Here is a 13,958-nt window from a genome sequence, read left to right on the forward strand (position 1 = left end):
GCTCAGGCCTGCAGACCGGCCCGCTCGAGCGCCGCGCCGACGAGGTGCTCGGCGATCGCCATCGACGACGTCGCGCCGGGGGAGGGGGCGTTGCGCAGGTGGACCACGCGCCCGTGCCCGGTGATGACGAAGTCGTCGACGAGCGAGCCGTCGGCCTCCATGGCCTGCGCGCGGATCCCCCGGGGTCCGGGGAGCACGTCGGCGACGGTCAACCCGGGCACGTACTTCGCGGCCTCGGCGACGAACCGCCGGATGCTCACGGCCGTGCGCAGCTCGCGCGTCGCGGCCGGGACGTTGCGGACGGCGAAGCGGCGGAATCCGGGGAAGACGAGGGCGTCGCGCAGGTCCCGCAGCGACCCCGACCGGCGGCGGTACGCCTCGCGGCCCGGCGCCAGGAACGCGTTGGGCCCGACCATGATCGCGCCGTCGATCCGTTTGGTCAGGTGCACGCCGAGGAACGGGTACCGCGGATCGGGCACCGGATAGATCAGTCCGCGCACCCGCCCGGCCGCCTCGGGTCGCAGCAGGTGGTAGTCGCCGAGGAACGGCACGATCGCGGGTGTCGCGAGGTCCCCGGCGCCGTGGGCGAGCCGATCCGACTGCAGGCCCGCGCACGTGATCACCAGGTCGAAGCCGTCGGTGCCGGTGTCGGTGCCGACGAGCACCTCGTCACCGAGGGAGCGGATCGCCGTGACGGGCGTGGCGAGCCGGACGGTGCCGCCCGCCGCGGTGACGTCGTCGGCGAGGGCGGTGGTCACCGCGACGTAGTCGACGATGGCGGTGTGCGGGGAGTGCAGGGCGGCGATGCCGCGCGCGTGCGGCTCGATGTCGGTGATCTCGTCGGGCCCGATCCGGCGGATTCCCGGCACCCCGTTGGCGACGGCGCGGTCGTGGATGGCGTCGAGACGGTCGAGTTCGCTGTCGTCGAGCGCGACGACGAGCTTGCCGCACTCCTCGTACGGCAGGCCGCGGGCGGCGGTGAACTCGGCGAGCAACTGCACCCCGCGCCGGCACAGGCGCGCCTTGAGGCTGCCGGGCGGGTAGTACAGCCCGGCGTGCACCACCCCGCTGTTGTGGCCGGTCTGGTGCGCGGCGAGCCGGGGTTCCTTCTCGAAGAGGGTGACGTCGGCCCCGTGCATCGCCAGCTTCCGCGCGGTGGCGGCGCCGATGATCCCCCCGCCCACGACGGCGGCCCGCAGCGAACCCATGCGCGCCAGCCTACGAGCCGGCGGCCGAATGTCACACGGGTTCGCTTGGATCGAACGCGTGTGACATTCGGCCACACGCCCGGTGGCTCAGCGGTTGCGGTCGGAGCTGTAGCCCCACAGCCAGTCGGTGTACTTGTAGCTCGACGTGTCGCGGATGCGGAACAGCTCGTTGCGGGCCTCGCGGCCGGCACCGTCGAGGTGCCAGAGGTCGCCCCACATGCGGCCGGTGGTGAGGATGCGGTTGCAGCGCGGTGCGCGCTCGGCGTTGACGTCGCGCAGGATCTTCGGCCAGTTGGCGTTGTCGCCCTGGTAGTCCTCGGCGGCGTAGTCGGCCAGGCACTTGGCGTCCTCGAGCGCCATGACGGCGCCGGAGGCGAGGTACTGCAGCGGCGGGTGCGCGGCGTCGCCGAGCAGGATCATGCGGCCGTCGACCCAGTTGTCGATCGGGTTGCGGTCGAACATCGGCCACCAGCGGTCGGTCCACAGGTACTTCAGCGCGGCCTGGACGCTCTCGTGGCAGTGGTCGTAGGCGTGCGCGAGTTCGTCCGGGCTGCCCCACTTCTCTTCACCGCGCAGGAATGCGGGCGACTGGAAGACGGCAACCTGGTTGAGCATCTCGCCCTGGCGCAGCGGGTACTGGATGAAGTGGCAGCGCGGGCCGATGTAGCCGACGACGTCCTCGATCTCTTCCTCGAGCGGGACCTCGTTCATCGGGAACGTGCCGCGGAAGGCGACGTATCCGGAGCCGACCGGCTTGTCGTCGGACAGCTTCGGGCGCAGCCGCGAGTGCAGGCCGTCCATGCCGAGAGCGATGTCGCCGACGTGCTCCTCACCGTTCTCGAGGATGACGCGGACCTTGTCGCCTTCGGTGACGACGTCGTTCACGGGGGCGTCGGTGCGCAGGTCGGCGCCGGCCCGGCGGGCGGCGTCGACGAGCACCGCGTGCAGATCGGAGCGGTGGACGACGAAGTACACGCCGCCGTAGTGCTGCTGGTAGTCGTGGCCGAGGTCGACCTTGGTGAGGATCTCGGCGGTGACGGCGTCGCGGAAGACGAGGTTCTTCGGCAGGACACCCTTGGAGATGACCTCGTCGTAGACGCCGAGCGCCTGGAGGATGCGGGAGCCGTGCGGGCCGATCTGCAGTCCGGCGCCCACTTCGCCGAACTCCGAAGCGCGCTCGAACAGCGTGACCTCGGCTCCCCTGAGGGCGAGGGCGAGGGCGTTGGCGACTCCGCCGATGCCGCCGCCGGCGATGAGAACCCGCGCGTCCTTCAGATCGGACATGACACTCCTTGTGGTCGGTAGATCGATATGACGAATGGATCAGTGGGCCATGATCGGGCCGCGCGGTGCGTCGTCGCTGACGGGGAAGCGCTTCCACACGACGGTCAGCAACAGCGAGGCGATCAGCGCGCTCACGGCGAAGAGGATGAAGTTCGAGTTCGCGCCCAGTCCGGCGGCGAGCAGCCAGCCGCCGATCTGCGGGGCGGCCACGGCCCCGATCCGGCCGACGCCGAGCGCCCAGCCGAGCGCGGTGCCGCGCAGATGGTCGGGGTAGTAGGAGGCCACCGCCGCGATGATGAGGCACTGCGTTCCGTGGGTGCCCACGCCGGCGAGCACGAAGATCGCGTACACCACCGCGGTGGGTGGGGAGAGCAGCAGGGCGAGCAGAGCCACGCCGGCGACGAACGCCGCGACGATGCTGGTGGGCACGGTGCCGAACCGCACGCCGCCCCACGCGGTGATGAACGAGCCGGCCACCGCGCCGAGGTTCAGCGCCAGCGCGAAGGTCAGGGCGCTGCCGAGGTCGGTGCCCGTGTTCTGCATGAGCTTCGGCAGCCACGTGCCCAGGCCGTACCAGGCGAGCAGCGTCACCACGGTGACCAGGGCGAACATGATGCTGATGGTCCGGAACCTCGAGCCGAGCAGTTCGCGGAAGCCGCCGCCGGCCGGGGCGTCCGTCTTGGAATGGGTGTTGGGCAGGTACTTCAGCGCCAACGGCACGAGGACGAACAGGGGCACGAGAGCGAACAGGAACATCGGGCGCCAGCCCCAGTTCGGGATGACCGGGATGCCGAGCAGGGCCGCGATGGATCCGCCGATCGGCACGCCGGACATCATCATCGTCGCGACGGCGGCGCGCCACCGCCGCGGAACGAGTTCGGCGGCCAGGGCGTTCGACGTCGGTACCAGGCCGCCGAGGCCGAGTCCGGCGATCAGCCGCATGGCGCCGAACATGAACGGACCGGTGGCGAAGGCGCAGAGCGTGGTGAACACCGACAGCACCACCACGCAGCCGATGACGGCCTGCTTGCGGCCGATCGCGTCGGACAGGCGCCCGGCGAGCACCGCGCCGATCATCATGCCGAGGAACGCGAGGCTGCCGAGGGTTCCGGCGGTCGCGGAGCTGATGCCCCACTCGTCCTGGAGGCTGGAGATGACGTTGCCGTAGACGATGAGGTCGTAGCCGTCGAAGACGACGAACAGCCAGCAGACGATCACGGCGAGCGCCGTGCCGCGATTCAGGACGATCGTGCGTTCGCCGGGGGCGGCGTCGGCGCCGGAAGAACTGTGCATGGCTCTACCGTGATGCGCCCCACGCTCCGGTGCAATAAAGTTCTGGTGTGCAGAAAAAGTCCGCGGCCCCGAAGAAGGCATCGAAGACCATCACCCGGCCGTCGTATGCGCTGGAATCGGTGGACAACGCCCTGCGCCTGCTGCAGATGCTCCGCGACGTCGGTGCGCTGCGGCTCAAGGATGCCGCCGAGGAACTCGGGACGGCCCCGTCGACGGCCCACCGCCTGCTGTCGATGCTGGTGTACCGGGGGTTCGCCGTGCAGGACGAGAAGCGCCGCTACCACCCCGGCCCGGCGATGGGAGTGGGACCCGCGCAGCAGGGCTGGACGCGGGAACTCACCGAACTCTGCCGGCCGCACATGGAGGCGCTGGCGATCCTGACCGGCGAGACGATCAACCTCGTCATCCGGGTGGGGTCGCAGGCCCGGTTCCTCTACTCCGCGGAGTCCGAGTCGATGCTGCGGGTCGGCGACCGCCAAGGTCAGGTGCTGGCCGCCGAGCTCACGGCCGGAGGGCGAATCCTGTTGGCGGAGTTGCCCAGGCAGACGCTCGAGCAGCTCTACCTGAGGCCGCCGGAAGAGCCGCACATCGATCCGCGCCCGATCGCGGGGTACGGGGTGGACCGCCGGCTCGCCCCCGGGGAATTCGAGGTGTTTCTCACCGAGCTCGAGGCGGCCCGCAGGGTGGGGTTCGCCGTCAACGTGGAGCAGACCGAGGAGGGGGTCGCCGCATTCGGTGTCGCCGTCCGCAACGGGCAGGGACGGGCGATCGCGGCGATCACGGCCGCGGTGCCGATCACGCGGTACCGCCAGCATCTGAACGGGGCCCTCGTCTCCCGGATGCGGGCGACGGTCCGGGGGATCGAGGTCGACGTCGCGCACATCGAATGACGCCGCCCGGGCCCCGCGGAGGGCGGCGCAGAGATTCCGCATAGAAGAATTGCTTGTGCTGCGGGAGGACCGGAGACCTACGTTGAGAGCAACGCCGCACGTGTCCCGCTTCACGAGGAGAGGTCATGACCGCTACCGAGAACACCGATCCGGAGCTGCAGCAGCTCTACGCAGACTTCGAGACCGAGCACCTCAATCCGCTGTGGACCCAGCTGGGCGACCTGATGCCGATGGCCCCGACGTCCAAGGCCGTGCCGTTCGTGTGGAAGTGGTCGACCCTGTACCCCCTGGCCCAGCGGGCGGGCGATCTCGTGCCCGTCGGCCGCGGCGGCGAGCGGCGTGCCATCGCGCTGGCCAACCCCGGTCTCGGCGGCGTCCCCTACGTCACCCCCACGCTGTGGGCGGCGATCCAGTACCTCGGCCCCAAGGAGACCGCGCCCGAGCACCGGCACTCGCAGAACGCCTTCCGGTTCGTCGTCGAAGGCGAAGGCGTGTGGACCGTCGTCAACGGCGATCCGGTGGCCATGTGCCGCGGCGACTTCCTGCTCACCCCCGGCTGGAACTTCCACGGCCACCACAACGAGACCGACCATCCGATGGCGTGGATCGACGGCCTCGACATCCCGTTCGTCCACTACACCGACACCGGGTTCTTCGAGTTCGGGTCCGACGGCGTGACCGACGAGTCCACCCCGGACGTCTCCCGCTCCGAGCGGCTGTGGGTGCACCCCGGTCTGCGCCCGCTCGTCGGCCTCGACGCCAAGTCCAGCTCGCCGATCGCGTGCTACCGCTGGAAGTACACCGACGCCGCGCTGAACGAGCAGCTCGCCCTCGAGGACGAGGGCTACGCCGCCACCCCGGAACCCGGCCACGCCGCAATCCGGTACACCAACCCGACCACCGGCGGCGACGTCATGCCCACGATCCGCGCCGAGTTCCACCGGCTGCGCGCCGGTGCGCACACCCGCACCCGGCGCGACGTGGGCTCGACCGTGTTCCAGGTCTTCGAGGGTGAAGGTCGCTTCCACCTCGGCGGCCGGGACCACACGGTCACCAAGGGGGACATGATCGTCGTGCCGTCCTGGGTGGAGTGGTCGCTCGAGACCGACGGCGGCGTCGACCTGTTCGCCTTCTCCGACGCCCCGATCGTCGAACGCCTTCACTTCAACCGCACCTACATCTCCGAAGGAGCCTGACCCGACATGCGACTCGCCACCCTCCGCCTCGACGGCACGACCGCCGCCGTGCGCGTCGATTCCGACACCACCGCCACCGTGATCGACGGCTACGCCGACCTGTCCGCGCTGCTGACCGACCCGGACTGGAAGACCGTCGCCGAGCGGGCCTCCGGACGCACCGTCGACCTGACGAACGCCGACTACGCGCCGGTCGTGCCGAACCCCGGCAAGATCGTCTGCGTCGGGTTGAACTACGGGACCCACATCAAGGAGATGGGCCGCGACCTGCCCGAGTACCCGACCCTGTTCTCGAAGTTCAAGGAGGCCCTCACCGGCCCCTACGACGACGTGATCGTCCCCGAGTACGCCGCCGCGCAGCTCGACTGGGAGGCCGAGCTGGCCGTCGTCATCGGCAAGCAGGCGTACCAGGTCTCCGAGGCCGACGCCGAGCAGTACATCGCCGGCTATTCGGTGATCAACGACTACACGATGCGCGACTACCAGTACCGCACGCTGCAGTGGGATCAGGGCAAGACGTTCGAGAAGACCAGCGGCTTCGGTCCGTTCCTGAGCACCGACTACGCCCTCGGCTCGCGCATCGAGACCCGGCTCGAGGGTGAGGTCATGCAGTCGGCCACCACGGACGACCTGGTGTTCACCCCGGCCAAGCTGGTGGACTACATTTCCCACATCGTCACCCTGCAGCCCGGCGACGTCATCATCACCGGCACCACCGGTGGGGTCGGGCACGCCCGTAAGCCTGCTCGCTACATCGGCAACGGGGAGACGGTCGAGGTCAGCATCGAGGGCCTCGGTTCGGTGCGCAACAAGACCATCGTCAAGTAGGAGCTCACCCGTGGGGTTCAACGATCTCGACCTGTCCGAGCGGCTGCTGATCGCCCGGCGCGGCACCGCGTACTTCTCCCAGCGTCTCGCCGAACTCACCGACGACGAGCTGGACGCACCGACCGCGCTCGAGGGGTGGACGCGTAAGCACCTCGTCGCGCACGTGGGCTACAACGCCGCGGCCCTGTGCCGGCTCATGGACTGGGCCGCCACGGGCGTCGAGACGCCCATGTACGCCTCCACCGAGCAGCGCGGACAGGAGATCGCCGAGGGCGCCACCCTCAATGCGGCGGCGCTGCGGAACCTGTTCACCCACACCGTGGCCCGGCTCGACGAGAAGTGGCGGCACCTGCCGGAGTCGGCGTGGCAGGCGCAGGTCCGCACGGCGCAGGGCCGGCTGGTGCCGGCCGAGGAGACCGCCTGGATGCGCACCCGCGAGGTGTGGATCCACGCGGTGGATCTGGGCAACGGCGCGCGCTTCGGCGACTTCCCGCCCGTCGTCCTCGACTCGCTGCTCGACGACATCGTGGGGATGTGGCGCAAGAAGGATCTCGGCGCCGGCCTCGTGCTCGAGGTCGACGGTCGCGACCCGATCGCCGTGCGACAGGACGCCGACCCGGTCACCAAGGTGAGCGGCCCGCTCGCCGCCGTGGTGCGCTGGGCCGCCGGACGTGGCGCCGTCGGACTCACCGCCGGCGCCGACGTGCAGCCGCCGCGCTGGCTCTGATCACCGCACACGACGACGGGGGCCTGCGACCGGACACGGTCGCAGGCCCCCGCCGCGTCGGTGGATCCTAGCGGGGGTCGACCTCGCAGGCGATGCCGTCGTCGTCGCGGTCCAGCTTCGGCGCGTAGCCGGGCTCGTCCCGGTACAGCGGCGCCACGCCGGCGTTCCACGCCTCGGTGCAGTTCTTGTATCCGACGCTCGGCGCCGGCGCCGGCGCGGGCGCCGGGGCCGGGGCCGCCTGGGGCGCGGGTGCCGGGGCAGGAGCCGGCGGGGCGGGCTGCGGGAACAGGAAATCCGCGGATCCGGTGGGCAGCAGGTCGGCGAGCGAGAATGCGTTCGCGGTGGCCGGAGCGGCGACGACGAGGGCAGCGCACCCGGCCGCGGTGGCGATGAGCCGACGAATCTTCATGTGTGTCTCTTTCTCTCGGGACGGCGCACGGATCGGGGGAATCCGCGCGGCCGCTCGATTATCCCTTTTGTCCATTCGCGGCACCGCATCGATCCCTTCTTCGATCATGAGAACTCGCTGATATCGGTCTCCCCGGGGTTTCACGCGCGGGAACCACGGTTGTGGTGCGCAACAGGGCGCACCGACGACAGGAGGACGATCATGGAGTTCGGCAGGAAGTGGATCGCAGTGGGAAATGAGCTTTGCTATCTCCAGACTCACATGATTTCGGCTATCGGCACTGAACCTGCAATGCGCGCGTAGCTACCGGCGCTGAATGCAGATGACCTTCGCATCTTCATCGCAAAGGCCATCTGCACCGAGTCTCGCTCTTATCTTTCGCGTGTCCTCAGGGAACGCTGATGAAGTTCGAAAATCCGCCATGTCGGGCAGGCAGGTCGGCGAGTGCTTCGTTGATCTTCTCGAGCGGGAAACTGTGGTGTTCGAAGACCGAGAGGTCGAGGACCCCGGCGCCAGCGAGGTCGGCCATGTCCTGGGCTTCGGCGGTGGAGAACCACAAGCTGCCGAGCACGCTGATCTGCCGGCACATCAGCGAGAACATATCCAGCGGTGGGCGTTCCATCATGCCGCCGATATCGACCGCGACGCCACCGCGACGGAGGGTGGTAATGGCGTCGAGGAACGATTCGGCAGGGGCGCCGGGACCGAGGGCGTCGATGACGATGTCGACGCCCTCGCCGTGGTTGTGCTCGTGCACCCAGCTGCGCAGCTCACCCTCCCCGGCTGGGAGGACGTGGATTCGGTCGGGGGCGATCGCGCGGACGTCGTCGAGCAGGCCGGCGTTGCGGCCGGTGCCGAAGATGCGGGTCGCGCCGAGCGCGAGGGCGTTCAGGCAGGTGCCCAGGCCCAGAGTTCCTGAGATGCCGTCGATCAGGACCGTGGTGCCCGGGCCGGCGCCGGCCTTGCGCAGTGCCGAGTAGCCGGTGCCGAGATAGCCGAAGCGGGCGCCTTCCTCGAAGCTGACCGTGTCGGGCAGTTTGACCAGATTGCGTTGGGGTGCGGTCAGATACTCGCTGAGGCCGCCATAGGGGTAGGCGTCGAACATTTTCTGGCCGTCGGCGCCGAAGGAGAAGTAGCCCATGAAGGTATAGCGGTCACAGTTCTGATCGTTACCCTGCCGGCAGGCGCGGCAGCCGCCGCAGGAGATGCCGGGGTTGACGTAGACCCGGTCACCGACGGCGACGTCGGTGACATGGCTGCCGACGGCGGCGACGACACCGGCAGAGTCGAGACCGAAGACGGCGGGGAGCTTGGGCAGCGGCAGATAGGGGAACCATTCGCTGTAGGTGGCCAGGACGTTGCTCAGGTTCGGCACGACGTTGCATGCCTTGACCTGTACCAGCACATCGGTCGGCCGTGGCTCGGGAACAGGGAGGTCCTCGATCTGCATCGGCTGATTGATCTCGTGGAGGCGGGCCACACGCATGGTGGACTTCATGTACGAAAACTCCTGATATTTAGTGTGTTTGGTCGCGGTCTATAGGTGGGGATGTACGGCGCGGTCATGTGCCCGCATCGAAGCGAGCTTCGGTGTGATCAGGCGCGGGTGCCGGTGACCGTCGCGGTCAGGGCGGTGCGGACCTCGTCGACGGTGCTGATCTCGGCCAGCAGTCCGAGTGAGTCGATGCTCGCGTGGTGCGCTGCGGGGGTGGCTGCGGAGCATGCATCTTCGACGATCACCACCCGGTAGCCGAGATCGCTGGCCACCCGGGCAGTGCCCTCGACGGAGGCGTTCGTGGCCACTCCGGCGAAGACGAGAGTGGTGATGCCCTTCTCGCGCAGGACGGTGTCGAGGTCGGTACGAGCGAACGCGCCGATGCGCTGATGGGTGAGCACGATGTCATCTCCGTGCGGTGCGAGCGGTTCAACGATCTCGGCGAGTTCGCTGCCCTCTTTGAGGCAGCCGGATTGAGCGACGATGCCCAGCAGGGGTGAATTGACCTCGAGATCGGAGAAGTCGGGCTTCCACGCGACCCGGGTGTAGACGACGGTTGCGGCGGCCGTGCGGGCGGCGGCGATGAGCGCGGCAATCTGGTCGATGACGTGGCGTACGGTGACCTGCTGGTGGAAGAAGTCGGCGAAGGCGCCGGTGGGGCCGACGATGTCGCCTTGGCAGTGCACTGCCACGACGGCGGTGGTGCGCGGGTCGAGTTCCATCAAGAGCTCCTGGCTGGGAAAGGGTGGGGGCGGTCAGGCGTGGGCGAGGATCGAGTGCCCGATGTTGTCGATGTCGCGGGCAGCGGTGAACGGGTTGGACAGGAAGACCTGGAGTATGTCGACGCCGGCCTCGCGCATCAGGGCCGCCTTCTCGCGCAGGTCGGCGGGGGATCCGTACAGGCACCAGTAGTCGACGAGTTCTTTGGTGATGATCGGACGGTGTCGGGGATCGAGTCCGCGCAGGTATTTCGCCCAGACATCGAGGTAGTGCGGCTGGTCCGGGGTCTTCGGGTCAGCGAGGTACTGCTGGGCGGCGGTGAGGGACGCGTCGACAATCGGATCGCCGAGCTCTTCGCGGTGCTGGTCCATCAGCCCGGCGTTGGTGATGCATGAGCTGATCGGGCCGGAACCGAAGCCGTTGGTGACGCCGTCTTCCCAGGTTTCCCCGTTGCCGAGTTGGTAGAACCACGACAGAGAGACGAGCTTGACCGAACCCGGTGCCCGGCCGGCATCGGCGACCGCCTTGTCGAGTTCGCGGCGGATCAGGCCGATCATGTCGGTGTCGGGCCCGAGGCAGTAGACGACGGCGTCTGCGTACTTCGCCGCCTCGGCGAGCCCGCGGGGTCCGCCGGCCGCGACCCAGATTGGTATGTGGTCGGTGACGTTGTAGAAGCCACTGTCCTTGTCGAGGAACTCCACTTCCCGGGACTGCCCGAGCCAATGGTGGGTGACCCGGTGGCCGGCCATCAGCTCTCGTGAGACTTCGATGGCGTGGGTGAGTTCGGAGATCTTCGCGGTGCGGTTGCCCATCGAGCGCAGGGCGTTGTTGGCGGTGCCGATGCCGAGGAAGGTCCGGCCGGGGGCCAGGGCGTTGAGGGTGGCCATCGAATTGGCGGTGACCGGGGCGATCCGGGTCAGCGGATTGGTGACCATGGTGCCCAGGTTGATGGTGCTGGTGTGCTGGGTGGCAAGGGCGAGGAACTGGTAAGGGTCGGAGAACAGCAAGGGGCCTTCGCCGACGCCGAAGTGTGTGATGCCCAGGTCCTCGGCCCGTTTCACCACTGCGACCTGATCGATCTTGGCGCAGGTACCGATACAGAATTCCATGTTCTTCTCCTTGCATGTGGCCCGCGTTGCCGAGGGCACTGCTCGGCCTGTCGCCCGCAGAGGGCGCATGTCCGGGTGCCGGGATATGGCGCGTACGGCGTGCCCTCCGGCGTTAACCCCGAGGTTGGCCACGATGCCCCGTCCATCAGGTCTGGAATGCTAGCGTTCCAGACGAAGGTAACCCACAGTGACTCACACCACAAGTACTAGAATGCAAGCTGTTGCGGTGAGCGCCGCGGCATAAGGGGGAGCCATGTCCGGGACGCCGACGGAAAGCCTGACTCGATGACCACCACCGACACCGGCCCCAAGCCGGGCAGTGAGGCCGCCGCCCTGCTCGCCAATGTCCGCACCTCGGGGGCGCGGCTGTCCTCCGCGTTGTACGACATTCTGAAGAACCGGCTGCTCGAAGGGCGCTATGCGGCAGGCGAGAAGATCGTCGTCGAGTCGATCCGGCAAGAGTTCGGGGTGAGCAAGCAGCCCGTCATGGACGCTCTGCGCCGCCTGTCCAGCGACAAGCTGGTCCACATCGTTCCCCAGGTCGGTTGCGAGGTCGTCTCCTACGCCCCGCGCGAAGTGGAAGACTTCTACACCCTGTTCGGCGGTTTCGAAGGGACCATCGCCGCGGTAGCGGCCTCCCGGCGGACCGAGGCCCAGTTGCTGGAGCTGGACCTGATCTCGGCGCGGGTCGACGCCCTGATCACCTCCCACGACCCGGTGGTCCGCGCCCGCGGGTACCGCGTGCACAACCGGGAGTTCCATGCGGCCATCCACGCGATGGCGCACTCGCGGATCATGGAGGAGACCAGCCAGCGAATGTGGGATCTGTCGGACTTCCTGATCAACACCACCGGCATTACCAACCCGCTCTCGAGCGCACTGCCCGACCGGCAGCATGACCACCACGAAATCACCGAGGCCATCCGCAACCGTGACGCAGCTGCCGCCCGCGAGGCCATGGAACGCCACATCGTCGGCACCATCGCAGTAATCCGCGACGAATCCAACGCCCAGCTGCCGAGCTAGACCCCGATACCCGGGCCATCGACCGGCTCCGCTATCGCGCCACCTACGCCGAGGGGGGACTCTCGGCCGTAGCGCTGCAGACGATCCACCGGCACCCTCCGCGCTGACCCCTGTCTCGCCCCAGAGGGCCGGCGCGCCGTCGATCACCTTTACCCTCATCCAGAGACTTGCGTCACCCTCTATGCCCGAGTAGCGTCTGAACTAGACGTCTAGCATTCTAGTTGAGTGCTCCCTCTCGAAGATTCTCCAGAGAACCCCTCTCGAACATCCCCAGAAGAAAGGAGCGGCCATGACGACCGCTTCGCACGCATCGTCCTTCGGGGCACGAGCCCACTTCCGCCCACAGATCGGGGAAGCCCGACCGTGAGCACCACACCTACCTCCCCGACGAAGACTTCACCGCTGCGGGTAGCGATGGCCAGCTTCATCGGTACCACCGTCGAGTACTACGACTTCTTCATCTACGGCACCGCGGCCGCGCTGGTATTCCCTGAGTTGTTCTTCCCGGATGTCTCGTCCGCGATCGGAATCCTGTTGTCGTTCGCGACCTTCGGCGTTGGGTTCCTCGCCCGCCCGCTGGGTGGCATAGTGTTCGGGCACTTCGGTGACCGGGTCGGCCGCAAGCAGATGCTGGTGATCTCCCTGGTCGGAATGGGCTCGGCCACCGTACTGATGGGATTGTTGCCCGGTTACGCCCAAATCGGGATCGCCGCCCCCATCCTGCTGACCCTGCTGCGCCTGGTGCAGGGCTTTGCCGTCGGCGGCGAGTGGGGTGGAGCCACCCTGATGGCCGTCGAGCACGCCCCCACCGCGAAGAAGGGCTTTTTCGGATCCTTCTCCCAGATGGGGGCACCCGCCGGGACCAGCGTCGCAACCCTGGCGTTCTTCGCGGTCTCCCAATTGCCCGACGAGCAGTTCCTGAGTTGGGGCTGGCGACTGCCGTTCCTGTTCAGCGCGGTGCTGATCGTGATCGGGCTGTTCATTCGCCTGTCCCTGGCCGAAAGCCCCGACTTCGCCGAGGTGAAGGCACAGAGCGCCGTGGTGCGAATGCCGATCGCCGAAGCGTTCCGCAAGCACTGGAAGGAAATTCTCCTCATCGCGGGCACCTACCTGTCCCAAGGAGTGTTCGCCTATATCTGCATGGCCTACCTCGTCTCCTACGGCACCACCGTCGCGGGGATCAGCCGCACCTTCGCCCTGGCCGGAGTATTCGTCGCCGGCATCGTCGCCGTCCTCCTCTACCCCGTGTTCGGCGCTCTGTCCGACACTTTCGGCCGCAAGACCATGTACCTGCTCGGCGCCGCCGCGATGGGTGTGGTGATCGCCCCCGCCTTCGCACTGATCAACACCGGCAACCCGTGGCTGTTCATGGCCGCGCAGGTGCTGGTCTTCGGAATTGCAATGGCCCCCGCCGCCGGCGTGACAGGCTCCCTGTTCACGATGGTCTTCGACGCGGACGTGCGCTACAGCGGTGTCTCTATCGGCTACACCATCTCCCAGGTCGCCGGCTCCGCGTTCGCCCCGACGATCGCGACCGCCTTGTACGCCTCCACCAACACCAGCAACTCGATCGTGACCTACCTGCTGATCGTCTCGGCCATCTCGATCGTCTCGGTGATCCTGCTGCCCGGCGGCTGGGGGCGCAAGGGCGCTGCGAGCCAGCTCACTCGCGACCAGGCCACCTCCACACCGAAAATGCCTGACAACGAAACATTTTCGACTCGGACAGTTCCGGACACCGCAGCATCCCTGCGCGTCCTCGACAAGTGAAGT

General features: G+C 68.1%; 13 protein-coding genes. 6 read left to right on the plus strand and 7 right to left on the minus strand.

Features of this window, described 5'->3' with window-relative positions:
* Positions 1–2: 2 nt before the first annotated feature.
* The 3 genes from lhgO to HFP48_RS09650 form a co-directional block, all read right to left on the minus strand.
* The gene (gene lhgO / locus HFP48_RS09640; RefSeq protein ID WP_006939111.1) at positions 3–1,208 is read right to left on the minus strand and encodes an L-2-hydroxyglutarate oxidase; all 1,206 of its coding nucleotides are present in this window, start codon (positions 1,206–1,208) and stop codon (positions 3–5) included.
* Positions 1,209–1,295: 87 nt separating this feature from the next.
* Entirely contained in the window at positions 1,296–2,492 is a 1,197-nt protein-coding gene (locus HFP48_RS09645) for an FAD-dependent monooxygenase (RefSeq protein WP_168579405.1), read from the minus strand.
* Between the two features lie 39 nt (positions 2,493–2,531).
* A complete protein-coding gene (locus tag HFP48_RS09650) occupies positions 2,532–3,785 on the minus strand; it encodes an aromatic acid/H+ symport family MFS transporter (protein WP_006939104.1) in 1,254 nt (417 codons plus the stop codon).
* A 47-nt stretch (positions 3,786–3,832) separates the two neighbouring features.
* Here HFP48_RS09650 and HFP48_RS09655 point away from each other — a divergent pair, with 47 nt between their 5' ends.
* The 4 genes from HFP48_RS09655 (at position 3,833) to HFP48_RS09670 (ending at position 7,426) form a co-directional block, all read left to right on the plus strand.
* On the plus strand, positions 3,833–4,675 hold the full coding sequence (locus HFP48_RS09655; protein WP_168579406.1) for an IclR family transcriptional regulator: 843 nt from the start codon (positions 3,833–3,835) through the stop codon (positions 4,673–4,675).
* Positions 4,676–4,800: 125 nt separating this feature from the next.
* Positions 4,801–5,871, plus strand: coding sequence for a cupin domain-containing protein (locus HFP48_RS09660; protein ID WP_006939100.1), 1,071 nt, complete (start codon positions 4,801–4,803; stop codon positions 5,869–5,871).
* 6 nt (positions 5,872–5,877) lie between these two features.
* Positions 5,878–6,699, plus strand: a complete 822-nt coding sequence (locus HFP48_RS09665) for a fumarylacetoacetate hydrolase family protein (protein WP_029542600.1) — start codon at positions 5,878–5,880, stop codon at positions 6,697–6,699.
* A 10-nt stretch (positions 6,700–6,709) separates the two neighbouring features.
* Positions 6,710–7,426 carry a maleylpyruvate isomerase family mycothiol-dependent enzyme gene (locus HFP48_RS09670; RefSeq protein ID WP_029542602.1) on the plus strand — a complete coding sequence of 239 codons (717 nt, stop codon included), beginning with the start codon at positions 6,710–6,712 and terminating at the stop codon, positions 7,424–7,426.
* A gap of 67 nt (positions 7,427–7,493) precedes the next feature.
* On the opposite strand, the gene HFP48_RS09675 is transcribed toward HFP48_RS09670, so the two are convergent.
* The 4 genes from HFP48_RS09675 to HFP48_RS09690 all read right to left on the minus strand — a co-directional run bounded on the left by HFP48_RS09675 (position 7,494) and on the right by HFP48_RS09690 (position 11,159).
* Entirely contained in the window at positions 7,494–7,835 is a 342-nt protein-coding gene (locus HFP48_RS09675) for an excalibur calcium-binding domain-containing protein (protein WP_168579407.1), read from the minus strand.
* 388 nt (positions 7,836–8,223) lie between these two features.
* Positions 8,224–9,333, minus strand: coding sequence for an alcohol dehydrogenase catalytic domain-containing protein (locus HFP48_RS09680; RefSeq protein ID WP_006938963.1), 1,110 nt, complete (start codon positions 9,331–9,333; stop codon positions 8,224–8,226).
* Positions 9,334–9,431: 98 nt separating this feature from the next.
* The gene (locus tag HFP48_RS09685) at positions 9,432–10,052 is read right to left on the minus strand and encodes an isochorismatase family cysteine hydrolase (protein ID WP_006938964.1); all 621 of its coding nucleotides are present in this window, start codon (positions 10,050–10,052) and stop codon (positions 9,432–9,434) included.
* A gap of 33 nt (positions 10,053–10,085) precedes the next feature.
* A complete protein-coding gene (locus HFP48_RS09690) occupies positions 10,086–11,159 on the minus strand; it encodes an LLM class flavin-dependent oxidoreductase (protein ID WP_029542606.1) in 1,074 nt (357 codons plus the stop codon).
* A gap of 285 nt (positions 11,160–11,444) precedes the next feature.
* On the opposite strand from HFP48_RS09690, the gene HFP48_RS09695 reads away from it, so the two are divergent.
* Complete coding sequence (locus HFP48_RS09695; protein ID WP_006938967.1) at positions 11,445–12,185, plus strand: GntR family transcriptional regulator; 741 nt, start codon at positions 11,445–11,447, stop codon at positions 12,183–12,185.
* A gap of 414 nt (positions 12,186–12,599) precedes the next feature.
* Positions 12,600–13,955 carry an MFS transporter gene (locus HFP48_RS09700; RefSeq protein ID WP_050034913.1) on the plus strand — a complete coding sequence of 452 codons (1,356 nt, stop codon included), beginning with the start codon at positions 12,600–12,602 and terminating at the stop codon, positions 13,953–13,955.
* The last annotated feature ends 3 nt before the right edge of the window (positions 13,956–13,958 follow it).

Source organism: Rhodococcus sp. DMU1, from assembly GCF_012272955.1.
GTDB classification, from domain to species: Bacteria; Actinomycetota; Actinomycetes; order Mycobacteriales; family Mycobacteriaceae; genus Rhodococcus; species Rhodococcus aetherivorans.